The sequence below is a fragment of the Cetobacterium sp. genome (assembly GCF_051658645.1).
In the GTDB taxonomy this organism is placed as follows: domain Bacteria; phylum Fusobacteriota; class Fusobacteriia; order Fusobacteriales; family Fusobacteriaceae; genus Cetobacterium_A.
Genome location: NZ_JBOFMZ010000050.1, coordinates 1 through 17,812 on the forward strand (window position 1 = coordinate 1; position 17,812 = coordinate 17,812).

At 29.5% G+C, this 17,812-nt stretch carries 15 protein-coding genes and 3 tRNA genes; 9 read left to right on the forward strand and 9 right to left on the reverse strand.

Translation table 11 applies throughout. The features are described 5' to 3' along the window. Positions 1–235: 235 nt before the first annotated feature. Both ACRCZX_RS05565 and glyA read right to left on the reverse strand, forming a co-directional pair. Positions 236–577 carry a zinc ribbon domain-containing protein YjdM gene (locus tag ACRCZX_RS05565; protein ID WP_438581944.1) on the reverse strand — a complete coding sequence of 114 codons (342 nt, stop codon included), beginning with the start codon at positions 575–577 and terminating at the stop codon, positions 236–238. A gap of 65 nt (positions 578–642) precedes the next feature. Continuing rightward, positions 643–1,887, reverse strand: coding sequence for a serine hydroxymethyltransferase (glyA, locus tag ACRCZX_RS05570; RefSeq protein ID WP_438581945.1), 1,245 nt, complete (start codon positions 1,885–1,887; stop codon positions 643–645). Between the two features lie 177 nt (positions 1,888–2,064). On the opposite strand from glyA, the gene ACRCZX_RS05575 reads away from it, so the two are divergent. The 5 genes from ACRCZX_RS05575 to ACRCZX_RS05595 all read left to right on the forward strand — a co-directional run bounded on the left by ACRCZX_RS05575 (position 2,065) and on the right by ACRCZX_RS05595 (position 6,102). Continuing rightward, complete coding sequence (locus tag ACRCZX_RS05575; RefSeq protein ID WP_438581946.1) at positions 2,065–2,679, forward strand: hypothetical protein; 615 nt, start codon at positions 2,065–2,067, stop codon at positions 2,677–2,679. A 53-nt stretch (positions 2,680–2,732) separates the two neighbouring features. Next, positions 2,733–3,539 carry a bifunctional hydroxymethylpyrimidine kinase/phosphomethylpyrimidine kinase gene (gene thiD / locus ACRCZX_RS05580; protein WP_438581947.1) on the forward strand — a complete coding sequence of 269 codons (807 nt, stop codon included), beginning with the start codon at positions 2,733–2,735 and terminating at the stop codon, positions 3,537–3,539. After that, on the forward strand, positions 3,532–4,359 hold the full coding sequence (thiM, locus tag ACRCZX_RS05585) for a hydroxyethylthiazole kinase (protein WP_438581948.1): 828 nt from the start codon (positions 3,532–3,534) through the stop codon (positions 4,357–4,359). Before thiD ends, thiM begins: the two co-directional genes overlap by 8 nt. Before the next feature lie 15 nt (positions 4,360–4,374). Further along, entirely contained in the window at positions 4,375–5,289 is a 915-nt protein-coding gene (glsA, locus tag ACRCZX_RS05590; RefSeq protein WP_438581949.1) for a glutaminase A, read from the forward strand. A gap of 63 nt (positions 5,290–5,352) precedes the next feature. Next, positions 5,353–6,102, forward strand: a complete 750-nt coding sequence (locus ACRCZX_RS05595) for a hypothetical protein (RefSeq protein WP_438581950.1) — start codon at positions 5,353–5,355, stop codon at positions 6,100–6,102. 42 nt (positions 6,103–6,144) lie between these two features. On the opposite strand, the gene ACRCZX_RS05600 is transcribed toward ACRCZX_RS05595, so the two are convergent. Further along, on the reverse strand, positions 6,145–7,653 hold the full coding sequence (locus ACRCZX_RS05600; protein WP_438581951.1) for a DUF1846 domain-containing protein: 1,509 nt from the start codon (positions 7,651–7,653) through the stop codon (positions 6,145–6,147). A gap of 141 nt (positions 7,654–7,794) precedes the next feature. On the opposite strand from ACRCZX_RS05600, the gene ACRCZX_RS05605 reads away from it, so the two are divergent. Together ACRCZX_RS05605 and ACRCZX_RS05610 are read left to right on the forward strand one after the other, a co-directional pair. Next, entirely contained in the window at positions 7,795–8,736 is a 942-nt protein-coding gene (locus tag ACRCZX_RS05605) for a nucleoside hydrolase (protein WP_438581952.1), read from the forward strand. 32 nt (positions 8,737–8,768) lie between these two features. Further along, a complete protein-coding gene (locus tag ACRCZX_RS05610) occupies positions 8,769–9,404 on the forward strand; it encodes a hypothetical protein (RefSeq protein ID WP_438581953.1) in 636 nt (211 codons plus the stop codon). A gap of 100 nt (positions 9,405–9,504) precedes the next feature. Here ACRCZX_RS05610 and ACRCZX_RS05615 read toward each other — a convergent pair. The 3 genes from ACRCZX_RS05615 to ACRCZX_RS05625 form a co-directional block, all read right to left on the reverse strand. Continuing rightward, positions 9,505–9,581, reverse strand: a tRNA-Met gene (locus ACRCZX_RS05615). Positions 9,582–9,584: 3 nt separating this feature from the next. Further along, positions 9,585–9,660: transfer RNA gene (locus ACRCZX_RS05620), tRNA-Trp, on the reverse strand. A gap of 3 nt (positions 9,661–9,663) precedes the next feature. After that, positions 9,664–9,740, reverse strand: a tRNA-Pro gene (locus ACRCZX_RS05625). Between the two features lie 154 nt (positions 9,741–9,894). Here ACRCZX_RS05625 and ACRCZX_RS05630 point away from each other — a divergent pair. Then, positions 9,895–10,656 (forward strand): exodeoxyribonuclease III, encoded by a 762-nt coding sequence (locus ACRCZX_RS05630; RefSeq protein ID WP_438581954.1) that lies wholly within the window; start codon positions 9,895–9,897, stop codon positions 10,654–10,656. A gap of 72 nt (positions 10,657–10,728) precedes the next feature. After that, complete coding sequence (locus ACRCZX_RS05635; RefSeq protein WP_438581955.1) at positions 10,729–12,012, forward strand: MFS transporter; 1,284 nt, start codon at positions 10,729–10,731, stop codon at positions 12,010–12,012. Positions 12,013–12,056: 44 nt separating this feature from the next. Here ACRCZX_RS05635 and ACRCZX_RS05640 read toward each other — a convergent pair whose 3' ends face one another. The 3 genes from ACRCZX_RS05640 to ACRCZX_RS05650 are packed head-to-tail and all read right to left on the reverse strand — an operon-like array spanning position 12,057 to position 17,521. After that, positions 12,057–13,070, reverse strand: a complete 1,014-nt coding sequence (locus ACRCZX_RS05640) for a patatin-like phospholipase family protein (protein ID WP_438581956.1) — start codon at positions 13,068–13,070, stop codon at positions 12,057–12,059. 9 nt (positions 13,071–13,079) lie between these two features. Then, positions 13,080–15,377, reverse strand: coding sequence for a glycosyl hydrolase family 18 protein (locus ACRCZX_RS05645; RefSeq protein ID WP_438581957.1), 2,298 nt, complete (start codon positions 15,375–15,377; stop codon positions 13,080–13,082). A 20-nt stretch (positions 15,378–15,397) separates the two neighbouring features. Further along, positions 15,398–17,521, reverse strand: coding sequence for a chitinase (locus ACRCZX_RS05650; protein ID WP_438581958.1), 2,124 nt, complete (start codon positions 17,519–17,521; stop codon positions 15,398–15,400). Positions 17,522–17,812: the final 291 nt, after the last annotated feature.

The following is a 17,812-nucleotide window of genomic DNA, read 5'->3' on the forward strand; positions in this document are numbered from 1 at the left end:
AAAAGAATATTCTTTTTAAGGCATAGACAAGCTATGTCTTTTTGTGATATCATTTTTTTACAAAAATATTTCAAGTCGAAAATCTTTATCCCTTTTTTAGGAATTGGACCTATTTTTCATCTTTAGTTAACAGATTCAATATAATGATTTATAATTATATATACGAAAAAAAACAAAAAATTCCTAGAAAGTTATTTTTATAAAAAAAAGGTCGTGAATTTCACGACCTAAAAAATTATATTTTTTTTACAAATTCTGATTTTAGTTTCATAGCACCAATACCATCAATTTTACAATCGATGTTGTGATCTCCATGAACTAATCTTATGTTTTTTACTTTAGTTCCAATTTTAACAACAGATGAACTTCCTTTTATTTTCAAATCTTTGATAACAGAGATAGTATCTCCATCAACTAAAAGAGTTCCGTTTGCATCTTTAACTATAAGAGAATCGTTTGAATCCTCTTCAAGCGTTTCTGCTGACCACTCGTAAGCACATTCAGGGCAAACGAATAGGTTTCCATCTTCATATGTGTACTCTGAGTTACACTTTGGGCAATTAGGTAAATTTGTCATAATTTTTTCTCCATTCTATATGTTTACTACTATTATAAAACAAAATTGAAGAAAATTCAAGAAAACTAATTTTTATATAGAGGGAAATCTTCACAAAGAGTTTTTACACTTGTTTTAATCTCTTCTAAAATTGCTGGATTTTCAGAATTTTTTAAAGCTTTAAAAATTAGATTTCCAACTTTTTCCATTTCGACAGTTCCCATTCCTCTAGATGTCAAAGCAGGAGTTCCAAGTCTAATTCCACTTGTAACAAAAGGACTTTTAGTGTCATAAGGAATACCATTTTTATTAACTGTAATATGAACTTCTTCTAAAATTTTTTCTGCATCTTTTCCAGTTATATTTAAATTTGTTAAATCAACTAATATAAGATGGTTATCTGTTCCACCACTTACAACTCTTACACCATTATTTATTAAAGTTTGAGAGAGTACTTGAGCATTTTTAATTATATTTTTCTGATATATTTTAAATTCTGGATTTAAAGCTTCTTTTAAAGCGACAGCTTTACCAGCTATGATATGCATTAAAGGTCCACCTTGAATACCTGGAAATATTATTTTATCGATTTTTTTGGCAATTTCTTCATCATTAGTTAAAATTAATCCACCTCTAGGGCCTCTAAGAGTTTTATGAGTTGTAGTTGTAACTACATGAGCATAGGGCATTGGAGAACTGTGCAATCCAGCTGCCACTAAACCTGCTATATGAGCCATATCTACAACTAATGCAGCACCGACTTCATCAGCAATTTCCCTAAAAATTTTAAAATCAATCTCTCTTGGGTAAGCACTCGCACCAGCTATGATTAGTTTTGGCCTATGCTCTAAAGCTAAAGCTCTAACTTCAGCATAATCTATTCTTTCGTCATCTTTTTTGACACTATAAGATATCACTTTATAATCATTTCCAGAGAAGTTAACATTTTTACCATGAGTTAAATGTCCACCGTGATCAAGTTTCATTCCGAGAATAGTATCTCCAAGGCTTATTAAAGCTCTGTAGGCAGCCATATTAGCTCCAGAACCAGAATGAGGTTGCACATTAGCATACAGAGCACCGAACAGTTCTTTTGCTCTTTCAATGGCTAATGATTCAACTACATCTACAAATTCACAACCGCCATAATAACGTTTTTTAGGATACCCCTCTGCATATTTATTTGTTAAAATTGATCCAACAGCTTCCATAACACTTTTCGAAACAAAATTTTCTGAGGCGATAAGTTCTAATCCATACTCTTGTCGATTCAATTCATTTTGAATAGCGTTGTAAATATCAAAATCTTTATCTTTTAAAAAATTTAACATAATGACCTCCTTTATTTCAAATGATATTTCAATTATATACTATATAAAGATATTTTTCTATAGAAAATAGTGAATCAAAAATATAATCTCTATGGATTTATTAAGAAATATGATATAATACTTCTTATCTAAAAAAATTAAAAATAATTTAAATATACAGGAGGAAGCAAAAATCGTATGCTAGAAAAGTTTGTTATTTTAATTACATTAGTATATTCTACAGTTGCGTTTGGATACGCAAGCAATGAAATTAGAGAAATTATAATAAGTGAAGTTTTATCACATGAGGGAAATAAGCTGGTGAAAACTCAAAAAGAGCTTTCAAAATATGGAATAAGAAATTTTTTATTGATTGAATATAATAAAAAATTTGAGACAGCTTATGAAATAAGAAGTTTAACAGAAGAGCAAGCTAGAGAGATTGCATCTCATCTATTGGTAGATTATAGATTAGATGAAATAAAGCATTCATACTCACAAATGATGATATTTGATATATTTTTTAACGGAGGATACAGAGCAGGAGCAGTTGTAACTCAGAGAGCTTTAAAAAAATATAGGCCATCAGAAGATATAGCTGTTGATGGTGTTTTGGGAAGTAAAACAATAGCAATTATAAATTCTGTAGATGATCATGAAAAATTTATTGATCTTATAACAGAAGAAAGAATAGCTTATTATAAAAGCTTAGATAGTTGGGCAAAGTATGGAAAAGGTTGGGAAAAAAGAATAAACAACTATAAAGTAAAGCTTAAAGAGATGGCTATGCTTGACAATGGTAGTAGAATATAGTTTAATAAAGTTATCCAGAAAATTGGATAACTTTTTTTAATTGGGAGGAAAAAATGAAAAATATTTTAACAATAGCAGGATCTGATTCATGTGGTGGAGCAGGAATTCAAGCAGATTTAAAAGCAATGAGTGCTCAAGGCGTTTATGGAATGAGTGTTATAACAGCAATAACAGCTCAAAATACAAACGGAGTTTTTGCTGTTCAAGAGATAAATTTAGATATTATAAAAAAACAGATAGAAGTATTGTATGAGGATATAGATATAAGTGCAGTTAAGGTTGGAATGCTTTCAAGCAGTGAAATAATAAAAATAGTTCATGAAACTTTAAAAACTGTAAAAGCTAAAAATATAGTTATAGATCCTGTTATGATTTCTAAAAGTGGTTATAATTTATTAAAAGATGAAGCTGTTGAAGAGTTGAAAAAATTTTTGAAAATAGGAACTCTTATTACACCTAATATTCCAGAAGCTGAAATTTTAGCAGAAATGAAGATAGAAACAGAAGATGATATGATAGTTGCTGCAAGAAAAATAAAAGCATTTGGAGCTAAAAATGTTTTAGTTAAAGGAGGCCATAGAGAAGATAACTGTACTGATATTTTATTAACAGAAGAAAATACAGTAATTAAATTTACTGGAGTAAGATTTGAAACTAAGAATACTCATGGAACAGGTTGTACATTGTCATCAACAATAGCTTCTTATATAGGAAAAGGTTTAAGTGTAGAAGAATCTGTTAAACTAGGAAAAGAGTATATAAGTGAAGCAATTAAAAATTCGTTTTCAATAGGAGGCGGAGTAGGACCAGTAGGTCATTTTATAGATTTATATAAAAAAGCAGGTGTTGATTTTGAATAAAAATTTAGAAAAAAAAATTATTACTGAAAATATAATTTTAGCACTACAAAAAGTAAAACAAACCTCTCCTTTAGTTTATCATTTGACAAATACAGTTACAATAAATGATTGTGCAAATATAACTTTAGCGATTGGTGGGTCTCCTTTAATGTCTTTTTGTATAGATGAAATAGAAGAGATAATAGGGTTTTCATCGAGTGTAGTTTTAAATATAGGTACTATGGATAAAAGTATGCTTCAAATGGCTGTAGAGGTTGGAAAAATAAGTAATAGATTAAAAAAACCTATTATACTAGATCCAGTTGGTGTTGGAGCAACAAAAGCAAGAAAAAATCTTGTAAATGAATTATTAAAAGAAGTAAATTTTTCTGTTATAAAAGGAAATATGGCAGAAATAAAGTGTATTTTAGATATGGAAATTCAAAATAGAGGTGTAGATTCATTAGAAATTGATGAAAATGCAGAAGAGATAGCAAAATTAGCAGCTCAAAAATATAATTCGGTAATTGCAATAACAGGTAAAGTTGATACTATTGCTGATAAAAATAATATAGTAAGAGTATTTAATGGAAATAAAGCTATGGGTTCTGTAACAGGAACAGGCTGTATGATTTCATCGTTAATAGGTACTTTTCTAGGAGCAGAAAACAGCTCTTTTACAAGTGCTATTGCAGGAGTTTTAAGTATGGGAATTTCAGGAGAGCTTGCAGGAAATAATTTTGTTGGAACTGGAAGTTTAAAAGTTTCAATAATTGATAATATTTCAAAATTAAACGAGGAAACAATAATAGATGCGATTAAGATAGATTTTTTTAAATAGTTGTGGGAGGCTTATATGCAGAATTTATTAGAAAAGTTAGTTCAAAAGCATAAAAAAACAACAGAGTTAGGAAGAGTTGCAAATTACATTCCTGAATTAGAAAAAGCGAATCCTAAAAGTTTAGGCATATATATTATAGATAATGAAAAAAATGAATATTTTGCAGGAGATTATGATGAAAAGTTCACAGTACAAAGTATTTCTAAAGTAGTTGCTTTAATGTTGGCTATTTTAGATAATGGTGAAGAGCATGTTTTTTCAAAAGTTGGAATGGAACCAACTGGTGATCCATTTAATTCTATTAGAAAGTTAGAAACTTCCAGCAGAAAAAAGCCATATAACCCAATGATAAATGCAGGAGCTATTGTTGTATCATCAATGATAAAAGGTGATGATGCAAAGGATAAATTTAATAGATTTCTTCAATTCTTTAAAAAAATTACTGAAGATGACTCGCCAGAATTAAATTCAAAAGTATATTTAAGCGAATCAGAAACAGGAGATAAAAATCGAGCTATGGGATATTATTCAAAGTCTGAGGGAATTATAAAAGGAAATGTTGAAGAAGCTTTAGAAGTTTATTTTAAACAGTGTTCTGTTGATGTTACAGCTAAAACAATTGCAAAATTAGGGTTATTTTTAGCTAATGATGGGCGAATAAGTACAGGTGAAAGAGTTGTATCAAATCGAGTAAGTAGGATTGTAAAAACATTAATGGTAACATGTGGAATGTATGATAATTCTGGAGAGTTTGCTGTGAGAGTTGGATTACCTTCTAAAAGTGGTGTTGGTGGTGGTATAGTTTCAGTTGTTCCAAATAGGATGGGTATCGGAGTATATTCACCTGCTCTTGATTTAAAAGGAAATTCTATAGCTGGAGTTGCACTTTTAGAAGATTTATGTAACGAACTTAAATGTAGAATATTTTAAAGGATAAGTTTAAAATATTGGGTACATATATTATAGTAAGATAAAATATATGGGGTGATTTGGATGGATAAAATTTTAGTGTTATTTAAATATTATAATGATGCAAAGTTAGCAGTAGAAAATTATAAAGTTTTAAAAGAAAAATTTAATTTTGAGATGTTACCTCTTTATGTAAAAGAATTAAAAGTTCCAACAGGAGTGACTTTTCTAAGTCCTACTATGACTCTTGATATCTTGAAAGAATATGAGGATGAATATATAGAAAAATTAAAAACTCTTTTAGATAAAGAGGGATTAAAAGAAGAGTTAATAATAGATATAGGAATGACAAAACAACTTGTTCAAGATTATTTAAAAAAAGTAGATTTTATTATGGTTGAAGAAACAGATTATTTAGATGAAGATTTTTTGGATTTATTAAAAGTTATTTATAAGCCAGTTATAATTATAAATAAAAGTGTTTCAAATTTTGAAAAAATTGTTGTAATTTCAGATGATGGTATAAAAATTAATAAAAGTATAAAAAACTTTGTAAAAGATTTTCCAACCATTAAAGATGTAACATTAATAAGTTGGAACTATAAACAAGATGAAAATAATGTCTTAGATTTTTTAAAAAGAAAAGGTATTGAAACAAAAGTTGAAATGTTTGATGATTCATTAAATACAAAAGATGATTTCTTTAAACGAATAAATGAGTTTGATTTGATAGTTATGGGAAATTTAAGTAAGTCATTTTTCTTTGAAAAGATAACAAAACGTATGGGAGTAGAGATAATAGAAAAAGCCAATACACCAATATTTATAGGATGAAAAAAAGCTGAGGTTTTAAACCTCAGCTTTTATATTATAGAATTATTCATTGTAATATAAGTTTTCTGTAGGGAATACAGAATCACAAGTTACATCAACACCTAATTTTCTAAGAGTTTGTTCGTCACCTTTTCCTAAAATTGTAGTCGAGTGAAGTTGAGCTCCTTTTAGTGCAGAAAGCTGATCAAGAGCAGCTCCAGCCATTGGATTAGTTGAAGCAGAAATTGTAAGTGCAATTAACATCTCTTCACAATCTAAACCTTCATTTTTACTTTGTAGTGTAGTTCTTTTTAGTTTTGTAATATCTTCAATAATATTTGGAGATATTAAATGTATATTATCATTTATTCCAGCAATAGCTTTTAAAGCATTGATTAAAACAGCTGCTGAAGCGTCTAAAACATTAGATTTTTTACCAGTTAAAATCATACCAGTTGTAAGCTCCATAGCTACAGATGATAATAAATCAGTTGTTTCATAACTAGGAGTTTGCTTTTCTAAGTGTTCTCTAGCAGCAGTAACCACTTTTCTATAAGATTCTTTTAATCCTAACTCTTCCATAATAAGTTTTGCTCTTTGGAAAGTTTCCTTATCAACATAACCTTTTTTATATTCACATCCAGTTTTGAAATATCTTCTGATAATCTCTTGCTTAGAAGCTTCTCTAACAACTTCGTCATCAACAATACCAAAACCAACTCTATTTACACCCATATCAGTAGGAGATTTATATATTGATTCTTTATTTGTAATTTTTTCAATTATTCTCTTTAAAACAGGAAAAGCCTCAATGTCTCTATTGTAGTTAACAGCAGTCTCACCATATGCTTCTAGGTGGAATGAATCTATCATGTTAACGTCTCTTAAATCTACAGTAGCAGCTTCATAAGCTATATTTAAAGGGTGCTTTAATGGAACATTCCAAACAGGGAAAGTTTCGAATTTAGAGTATCCAACAGCATTTCCTCTTTTGTTTTCATGGTAAAGTTGGCTTAAACAAGTAGCAAGTTTTCCACTTCCAGGTCCTGGAGCAGTAACAACAACGATTGGCTTAGTTGTTTTGATATAAGGATTTTTTCCATATCCCTCTTCACTAACTATTGTATCTACATCTGTAGGATAACCTTTTGTAGCTCTATGTTGATAAACTTTGATTCCTCTTCTCTCTAATTTAGTTATAAATAGAGTTGTAGAAGGTTGATCATCATATCTTGTTATAACAACACTGTTAACCTCTAGTTCACGTTCTCTTAAATCATCTATTAATCTGAATACATCCATATCATAAGTAATACCAAAGTCACCTCTGATTTTATTTCTTTCGATATCTCCTGAGTATACACATATTATAACTTCAACTTTTTCTTTTAGTTTTTGAAGTAATTTAATTTTAGCATTTTCATCAAATCCTGGTAAAACTCTTTTTGCATGTAAGTCAAATAGAAGTTTTCCACCAAACTCAAGATATAATTTATCAAAATTATTAACTCTTTCTAGGATATACTTCGATTGTTCCTCTAGATATTTATTGTGATCAAAACCTATTTTCATGACTCACTCCTTTGAATTATATATATTTGTCAGAGCGCTTCCTGACTCTACATAGTAGCATAAGAATAAAAAAAAATCTAGATTATTTTTTATTCTTTGTGATATAATTATGAAAAATTCTTTTAAACAAAGGGGAGAAAGATGAAAAAAATACCAATAATAATAGATTGTGATCCAGGTTGTGATGATACAATTGCTTTGTTACTAGCTTTTGCAAATGACAAATTAGATATAAAAGGAGTTACTGTTTCAGCGGGAAATGTAAACATATACAATACAAGTGAAAATGCAAGAAAATTAATTGGGGTTTTTAGACGCGAGATAAAAGTAGCTAAGGGTTGTGAAAAACCTATGTTTAAAACTATAGTTACAGCACCAGAAGTTCATGGGGAAAGTGGTCTTGGATGTTTAATTTTACCAGAAAAAAATAAAAAATTAGAAGAGTTAAATGCAGTAGAGTTTTTAGCTAAAACTTTAAAAGAAAGCTCAGAAAAAATAACGATAGTTATAACTGGTCCTATGACAAATATAGCTGTATTTTTAATAGCTTATCCAGAGTTAAAAGAGAAGATAGAAAAATTTGTAATAATGGGTGGTTCATCAATTGGTGGAAATGTGACACCATCAGCAGAGTTTAATATCTATGTAGATGCTGAAGCTGCTGATATAGTATTTAAGTCTGGTGTACGTATTATTTTGTGCCCTTTAGACGTTACTATGAAGGCGTTTATAACTGAGAAAGAGCTAGAAGAAATAAAAGCGATAGGTGGATATGCATCTGAAGTTGCATATGGTGCTATAAAAAATGCTCTCGATTTTTATAAAGAATTTTACAATAAACATGAAGTTCCAATGCATGACCCTTGTACAATTGCATATCTATTAAATAAAAATATATTCAAAGGGAAAGAGGTTTTTGTAGGGGTAGAATTGAGAGGCGAGTTTACTTATGGTGAAACAATAATAGATTATCGTAATAAATTCTTTAAAGAAAAAAATGCTTTATCTTTAAATGAAATTGATAGAATCGAGTTTGTAAATATGATAAAAGTAGCTGTTACTAAACTAAAAACTGTGGTATAATAAAACTAAAATAATTTTATGGAGGAACTAGTGTGCTAAAGATATTTAATGATAGAGTATATGGTTTAGAAGAGAGTTTAATAGCTAGTGGATACCCTATGATAGCTGAATCTATAGAGCCTTGGGATGAAGATTTAAACTTAGAAGAAAAAGATTATAAAAGAGCAGGAAAGTTAGGAAATGTACCTTCGGGAAGTGGGCATGATAATTTTTTAAAAGGAGTTATTGTTCAGTTTGATATAACTTATCCTAACTATTGGACACCACAATTTCAAAGATATCACTTTGCTGATATAGTTTCATCGACTTCAAAGATGCATAGACTTACAAAGATGGATTTAAAAACTTCTTGTAATGAGTATGTAGATGATGTTGTAATTCAAAACCTAAATAATTGGATTCAGATTTTTAACTCTTTTGAAAAAGATGAGAAAGATGTAGAAGTAGCTGGAAAAGTTTATACAAAATATGAAATTTATATGAAAATAATTTCTAACTGTCCAATGGGCTTAGAACAAACTATGAGAGTAACAACGTCTTATTTGCAGTTAAAAACTATATATCTTCAAAGAAGACATCACAAGTTAAAAGAAGATTGGGGTAATTTCTGTGATTGGTGTTTAACACTTCCACATTTTGAAGAGTTTTGTTTGAAAGGCAATAAATAATTAAAGACCTTAATGGTCTTTTTTTTGTGCTATAAATAACTATTTACCTAGTAGTTACAAAAAATAAAAAAAACTCTACGAATAGAGTTATGTTTTTATTTGGTGCCTAGAAAAGGATTCGAACCTTCGACCGCCCGGGTATGAACCGGGTGCTCTAGCCAACTGAGCTATCTAGGCGTATGGCAGGTCAAGAGGGACTCGAACCCGCAACCCTCGGTTTTGGAGACCGATGCTCTACCAATTGAGCCATTGACCTACATGGTCGGAATAGCAAGATTCGAACTTGCGGCCCCCTGCTCCCAAGGCAGGTGCGCTACCGGACTGCGCTATATTCCGAAAATGTTTTCTTTGTAGCCGGTGTTTCTCGCTACATAAATATAGTATCACAAATTATTATTTATGTCAACAAACTTTTTTTATTTTTGTAAACATTTTTTTATGATATAATCTAAATTATAAAATTATGAACAAAATTTATCAGGAGGATACTATGAAAAAATTAATATCTTGGAATGTAAATGGACTTAGAGCAGTACTACAAAAAAACTTTTTAGAATATTTTAGTGATGTTAATGCAGATGTTGTTTCTTTACAAGAAATAAAGCTTCAAGAGGGGCAAACCGATTTCAATCCAGAAGGATACCACTCTTATTGGAACTATGCAGAAAAAAAGGGGTACTCTGGAACTGCTGTATTCACAAAAGAAAAACCAATTAATCATTTTTATGGAATTGGAATTGAAGAGCATGATAAAGAAGGACGAGTTATTACTTTAGAATTCGATAAATATTATTTAGTAAACGTTTATACTCCAAATTCTCAAGCTGAATTAGCGAGATTAGACTATAGAATGAGTTGGGAAGATGAATTTAGAAATTATCTTTTAGAATTAGATTCTAAAAAACCTGTTGTTCTTTGTGGTGATTTAAATGTTGCTCATACTGAAATTGATTTAAAAAATCCAAAATCAAATAAAACAAATGCTGGATTTACTATTGAAGAGCGAGAAAAATTTACAGAACTACTAACAAGTGGCTTTGTAGATAGTTTTAGGTATCTACATCCAAATGCAATTGAAAAATATTCATGGTGGTCTTATAGATTTGGTGCTCGTAAAAATAACGCTGGTTGGAGAATTGATTATTTTGTTGTTTCAAATAGAATAAAAGATAAAATTTCAGAGGCAAATATTCACAATATGATTCTTGGATCTGATCACTGTCCTGTTCAACTTATTTTAGAAATAGATTAAAAAGGAATTATTATTATTTGCCGTAAATGAGTCTATAAAGTATAATTTTTTATATAAATAGGGGATGATTTTATGTTTCGTGACTCTTACAGCAAAAATAAATTTTTAATCACAGTTGAAGGAATGAGTGCAAATACACTTTCTTTGGGAATTCAAGGGTTTGCACTAACAGCTTTAGCAATCTATTTTAATTGTAAACCCTTTTGGATCTCTCTTATAAGTACACTACCTTTGGGGCTTCAATTGTTACAAGTTTTTTTAGGGACATATTACAAGCTTTTCAAAAGTAAAAAAAATGCTCTGTTTTTTAGTGCTTGTGCAGCTAGAATTCCAATGTGTTTTCTTTTTTTTATAGTTCTCTTTGATAAAACAGATTATCGTTTTTTAGTTGGAATTGTTTTTGTATATTCTTTTTTTTCAGCTTTTTTAAGTGGAATATGGACAAGTTCAGTTGGGGATATTATAAAAAAAGAGGATAGAAGTTTATTTTTCTCAAGAAGATTTATTTTAGTTTCAATTTCAAGCGTAGCATTTTCTTATGTTGTTTCAAAAGCTTTAAATTATAATCCTGGAAAAATGAGTATGCTTGTGCTTACTTTTATTATTGGAATAGCTGCACTAACAACTTTAGTCTTGCTTTTTTTTCATGATATACCTGATTTTTCAGAAAAGCAAAAAGAATTTTCAATTAAAAAAGCATTAAAAGATAGTAATTTTTGTAACTTTTTAATGTTTATAGCTATGTGGAATTTTTCTATTGAATTTACAAAGCCATATTTTTATTATTTTGCTGTTGTAGACTTAAAAGCTTCATACAATATTTTGGGTTTATCCTCATCATTAACTGCTATACTATCTGTTTTTGCATTTTTTATATATGGAAAACTAGTAGAACGTATAGGATATAAAAAATTATTATCATTTGGGATTGGAGTTACAACTTACGTTGTTATTTTTTATTTTTTAATGACAAAAGAAACTGTAAATAGTTTAATTATGCTTGATGCAATTGGAACAGCAATTGGATGGTCAGCTATAAACTTTTCTTTATTTAGTTTATTGTTAGATTTATCATCTCCAGACAGAGATTCTTATACAGCTGCATATGCACTTTCTGTAGGGGTTCTAGGATTAACAGGTGCTCTTTGTGGGGGTTATCTTGCTAACTTTCTTCAAGGTAAAACAATCACATTATTTGGAGACTCTTATGCTGGATTGAAACTTATGTTTTTAATAAGTTTATTTTTAAGATTTTACTGTATGCTGCTATTAACTAAAGTTAGAGCTTATCAGAAAAATCTATACTATCCAGGAATCTATCCATCAATTGTATATTTATTAAGAAATCGTAGATAAAAAAATCCATCCTTTTGAAAATAAAAAGGATGGATTTTTTCTATTTAGTCATTTAAAATCAATTGAAGTATGACATCGTCTAATTTGTCTTTATTTTTTTTTATAAAATCATGAGTATCAGAACAAAGATTATTTATATTAGTTATAGATTTATTATCTAAGTCTAAAGACCCTTTATAAAGACTAGGGTTCAATCTATAGTAGTTCCATTTGTTTTTAGATGAGTCAAATATTTTTCTTAAAACAAAATCATCTGTATTTGATTGAGCTGAAAATAAAATGTCTATAATAGGCATCATCCATTTTGCGCCACCTTTGGTTTTTAAGTGCTCATAGTTTTTATATCCATCTTTTTTACCTGTTCCAATTGAAATTAAAATCATATCATCTGAACCTGGAAAAGAGGGTTTATTTTCTTTTAAGTGTTTTTTAAAATCTATATTTCTAGCTTCAGCATAAGCAATTAAAGCTGGGTTATTAGCAAAAATTCCACCGTCTATACAGTTGTATATCTCATTGTTTAAAGATACTAATTTTTTAGCATTAAAATAAACAGGAGCAGAAGAAGAAGCAATAACGACGTCTTTTAGCTTAAAATTTTTCAAAGGTTTTTTTTTAGCATTTAAACTATCAAAAAAAATCTCTTTAGCTCTAATAAGATCATAAGAAGTTGTCATAAAAGGTTTTATTGTATCACTTAAATTTATATCTCCAAATAGAGATTGTGAAAGCTCTTCTAAAGCTTTTGTAGAATATTTAGGACGAAGAATCCCACCAAAAGATGAGACTCTTCGAATTATATTCTTTTTAAAAATTCTATCACCACAATTTTTGTAAAGATCTACGATTTCATTTGCAGTATGATAGTTTGGTGAAACATATAAAGCACCTAAAATCCCACCAGTACTTGTTCCTACAACTAAATCAAAATATTGGTGTAGAAATACTTTTCGATTCATATATTTAGAAAGTTCATTTTCTAAATATTGACAAATTATAGCAGGAACAACTCCTTTTACTCCACCACCATCAATTGATAAAATTCTAAGTTTTTTCATATTAAATCACTATTTAATAAGTGGAGCTATTGCATTTTTAAATTGCCAGTTATGGTATTCATCCCAGTCAATACTCCAAGTCATAAATCCTTTTATTTTAGTATATCCTTTTCTTTCTAATTCTCTCCAAGCGTTAGTGAAAGAGCTCATATCGTTTGTAGCTCCTGTTCCAGCAGCACCAACACCAGCAGGAAGTCCAATAGCTAACATCTCTTCAGGAATTGGTCCTATAGGAAATAAGCTAGCATATTCATTTCCCCAAGCAGGTCCATCATGTCCTTTCATTAAAGCTTCAGCAAATGCAGGAATAAATTTAGCTTGATCATTACACATAACAGGTGTTCCACTTCCATCGAATGGATATATTCCAGTTCCAGGGGCATTATAGAATTGAGGATGTATTGTTGTAATTAAATGCTTTGTTGCTTTGATTAAATCAGAATATAAAGTTCCAAAACCATCGCTTATTAAGTAAGCTACTTCTGGAGCCATTGAATATACAAATTGAGGATCTTTAGCTCTGAAATATTCGATAATCTCTTTTATAGCGTCAACAGCATATTTTGTACCATTAAGAGCACTTTGTCCTTCTAAATCAATATCAAATCCATTGAATCCAAACTCTTCAATAATTCTAATTACACCGTTTTTAAAGATTGCTTTATCACTATCAGACCCAAGATGGAATACACCATTTTGTCCTCCAACAGCAATTATAACATTGTGTCCTTTAGCCTTCATTCTAGCAACTTTTTGAGCGAATTCAGCTCTAGTTACTTTACCACTTAATTCAGGATTGAATTGAGGAGTTAAGTAGTCGTTTGCGTGTTCGATGAATGATACAACTATTGTATCATATTCAGATGGAGTAGCTTCTAAATCAATATAAGATGTTTGTCCAGCATTTCCTCCCCAAGATGACCAATAACCAATAAGAGACTTTTTAGAAGTTCCTGTAGACTCTTTTATTAAAGTTAAAATATTAGTAGTATAGTAAGTTATAGAAGAAGTTCCTACTCCTGCAAATACTAATTGTACTTCATTCGTTCCAGTTAATAACGGAAGAGAAGATACAGCTAAGTTTACATTTAATATTGAAGATCTTCTTGTTAATTCAACTGGCTTTAAAGTAGTTTTAAATCCGTTTACATATACAGCATATTGAGCATGAATATTTGTATTAGGAATTGAAACTGTACCTAATACTGTAGTTTTATCTCCACTTAAATAGATAGCTTCTACACTAGTAGCTCCTAGAATAGGTAATTTGTCTGGAAATGAAACTTTAGGAGTTTCAGGTTCGGGATTAGGCTCGGGATTAGGAGTAGTTCCTTCACCAATAACTTCACCATTAATTATAAGAGAGATTGATTTTCCATTTAAAGTTGCATTAGCTGCAATTTTATTGTCAAATCCAGCGCCATTACCATTTATTCCATCAATCTTGAAACTACCATTAGGTCCTAAATTAAAGTTAGCAGCACCTGACCAATCAGTTCCAGAAGTTACAACAATTCTATTTCCAACTTTAGATGAATTTATTTGCCACTGAGAAAGACTTGATGCAGGAGAATCAAAACTTAATTCCCATGTACCACCATAATTTTGGGCGGTATGTGAAACTAATTCTAAGTTTGCACTAAATCCATTTCCCCAAGATTGACTTGAAGAAAGTTTTAATGTAGCAATATTATCAGTTGATGGAGGCGGTAAAATTACATCCTCTTCAATAGTAACTTTATTAGAAGATTTTGAAATTTGCTCTAAAGATTGAGAACCTGTATAAGAGAAAATAGCTTCAACTATATAGTCACCAGCAGTTAAAATACTGTTAAAATTAACTGGCGTACTTGGATTAGTAGCTGTTCTTTGTTCAATAGTATTTCTAACAGAAGTTTTTAAATTATAAGTAACTAAAGTAATTCTTCCTTGAGAATCTGAAACAGATTTAGAAACTACAGTAGCTTTTTTATCTTTGATAGTTAATTCTACATTTCCAACAGTAGGAACAATAACCTCTGGTTCAACAGGTGGTTCTGGAGTTATTGGAGGCTCTGGAGTTTCAACTTCTATATCTAAATCAAATATATTTTTTTCAACAGTTGAAAGAGTTTCTTTCACTTCGAAGAAATATATAATTGAAGATTCCATAGTTAAGCTATTAACTTTATTTTTTAATTCTATTAGTTGAATATTTAAAGACTCAAGTTCATCACTTGACTCAATAAATCTTTTCTTTAAATTGTTATAATGATTTAAAACATTTGAAAAATGTGATTTAATGCTTTGTATTTCTAAAGTATTCATTTAACACTCCTTATTTAAAATTATAGTGAAGTTTCTTTCCAAGCTTCATTTGATGTTGGCGGATTATCCCAAGCTGAAACAAACCATCCATTTATATAATATTGACCTTTGTAGTAAACTTTAGTATTTGACTTTGGGTAGCTCATAGATTCGTGCCAGACTTGTACTCCGTTGTAAATTCCAGAATCTAAATTTGGAATAAGAGTATTAACAGTTGTATTTAAATCGTTATAAACTTGGAAAGCTTTAGAAAAAGCAGAATCCTCTTGAATTAAACCAGTTGAATCAGGTCCGTTTATATTAGATCCACTATTTTCTTTATCTCTATTTGCAGACCAAAATGAAATCATTCCAACATTTTTAGTTTTACAGAATTGAATAAGTGTTGAAACATCTTCTAAGTAGAATGTATTAAAACTACCTGTATCATTGATTCCGATTTCAGGACAGATACCAACCATTCCCCAAAGTTCATCGTCAGATTTAAAAATTCCGTTGTTAGTATAAAGTGTTTTTAATTGTGAATGTAAGTTAGTCATAGCAGATATAGATTGCTCAGCCATATTTCCAACATAAGCAGGTCCATAACACATCGCCATAATGTTTACTCCCTCGATTGAAACACCCTTTTTAATAGCATCATCTAATAGTAATAGTTCAGCTTGATTTAGTCCATAAGGCATTACTGGTAATGTAAACCAAATACCAACGTATCTATCATCAGCTGCTAATTCATCTTGCAAAAGTTTTATTGCTAAATGGTTTGTTTTATTTTCATTAGAAGTTTCATTTCCAATAGTGCTGTTATGCTCCATATCAAAGTCCACTCTATTTAAATTCCAATTATTTATAATAGATTTATACTTGTTTTTTAAATCTTCAATATCTGATATAACTTCATTTAGGTATGGTCCGTTAAGTCCTCCAAAAGAGATACAAACATCCCCACCCATAGATCTTAATCTTTCGATATCTTGCATAAGCCCAGCGTTAGTTCCTTTGTTTCCAGGTAACATTGAGTTTCCTGCCCAAGCTGGATTTTTATTAGAATCAGCAGTTATAAATCCTAAATTATAGAATTGAACTCCAGTATTTTTTGATTTGTCAGCAAAAGTGAATTTTAAATTTACATCATCTCTAGCAGCATCAACAAACGGAGCAAAGATTCCTCTAGGCCATTTAGTAACTCGATTTTGTTCAGGGTCTGGCTCAGGTTCAGGTTTAGGAGGAGTCACTACTTCTCCTTTAATATTAATGATATTAGATTTTAATAGTATCTCACCAGTTCTAGATCCAAGATTGTATTTACAATTACAATTGAAGAAATACTGTCCTTCATTTACTTCGTTGAATTGAACATGGTCAAATGGATTATTAATAATAACAGTTTCAATTTCAGTATTGTTTTTATCTCTTAAAACATAAACAACTTCAGTTATAGCTGAATCCACATCAGTAACTTTAGTTAATAATCCTTTTGGAGTATTCTTGAAATAAGTTAATGCAGCACAACATATAGATGGCATTTCTTTGTCAACTAGTTGTACATTAACTTTGTTTGATGTTATAGACTTACTTTCAATAACATCATTTAACCCATCATAGTAATAAGTAGCTATGAAGTAGAAGCTTCCAGCTTCTCTAAATTTAAAATCCACATTAAATAGAGATTCAGGGAGAGCGATATGAGATATTTCTAAATCACCAGTTGAAATTTCTTTGTATAACTTATATTCGATACTGTTTAATCTTATTTCAGGATCAACAACATCCTTTAAAGTTGCAATAAGAGTAGTTCCATTATCACTTAATAAAGCTGTTTTAATCTCAGGAATAATTATTTCAGGAACCTCAGGTTCAGTTACCTCAATAATATGTTCTAAGTCAAATATCATTTTTTCAACATCGTATGCTAAAGCTTTTATTTCATAGAACTCGTTTATACTATTAGTACTATTTAAGCTATTTGACAGACTTATAAGAGATTCTAATTTATTTTTTGTAACATTGTATTCTGGGTTTGATGAAACAATATCAATAATTAAGTTCATATTTGTTTGGAGAGTTTTAAATTTATCAAACAAAGCTGAAATTTTATTTTTTAAGTCACTCACTTGAAAATCTAGTTCGTTATTTGAATTCAAGACAAAGAACCTCCTATTTTTTTATATATTAAGTTGTAATTTTATTTTCTTATATAAATTTTAAAGTTTATATTCTATGTAAAATACGAAGTAATAATTCAAAACTATTTAAGTATGATGATAAGTTACATTATGTTATCACAACTACAATGAAATTTCAATTCATAATTTTTTTTTAATTTTTTTTTAATTCAACCAAACCTTTCAATTAAAGGGTATTAGTGTGCTTTGTAAGATTAAAAATATTTTTCTTGAAAAATTTTGTTGATTATTTCTGATAAAAACTGTATT

Bases quoted from the DNA above. Each gene is read 5' to 3' on its own strand.
- ACRCZX_RS05640 (WP_438581956.1), bottom strand. From the start codon at position 13,070: ATGAAAAAACTTAGAATTTTATCAATTGATGGTGGTGGAGTAAAAGGA.
- ACRCZX_RS05600 (WP_438581951.1), bottom strand. From the start codon at position 7,653: ATGAAAATAGGTTTTGATCACAATAAATATCTAGAGGAACAATCGAAG.
- glsA (WP_438581949.1), top strand. From the start codon at position 4,375: ATGCAGAATTTATTAGAAAAGTTAGTTCAAAAGCATAAAAAAACAACA.
- ACRCZX_RS05595 (WP_438581950.1), top strand. From the start codon at position 5,353: ATGGATAAAATTTTAGTGTTATTTAAATATTATAATGATGCAAAGTTA.
- ACRCZX_RS05565 (WP_438581944.1), bottom strand. From the start codon at position 577: ATGACAAATTTACCTAATTGCCCAAAGTGTAACTCAGAGTACACATAT.
- ACRCZX_RS05635 (WP_438581955.1), top strand. From the start codon at position 10,729: ATGTTTCGTGACTCTTACAGCAAAAATAAATTTTTAATCACAGTTGAA.
- glyA (WP_438581945.1), bottom strand. From the start codon at position 1,887: ATGTTAAATTTTTTAAAAGATAAAGATTTTGATATTTACAACGCTATT.
- ACRCZX_RS05605 (WP_438581952.1), top strand. From the start codon at position 7,795: ATGAAAAAAATACCAATAATAATAGATTGTGATCCAGGTTGTGATGAT.
- thiD (WP_438581947.1), top strand. From the start codon at position 2,733: ATGAAAAATATTTTAACAATAGCAGGATCTGATTCATGTGGTGGAGCA.
- ACRCZX_RS05575 (WP_438581946.1), top strand. From the start codon at position 2,065: ATGCTAGAAAAGTTTGTTATTTTAATTACATTAGTATATTCTACAGTT.
- ACRCZX_RS05645 (WP_438581957.1), bottom strand. From the start codon at position 15,377: ATGAATACTTTAGAAATACAAAGCATTAAATCACATTTTTCAAATGTT.
- ACRCZX_RS05630 (WP_438581954.1), top strand. From the start codon at position 9,895: ATGAAAAAATTAATATCTTGGAATGTAAATGGACTTAGAGCAGTACTA.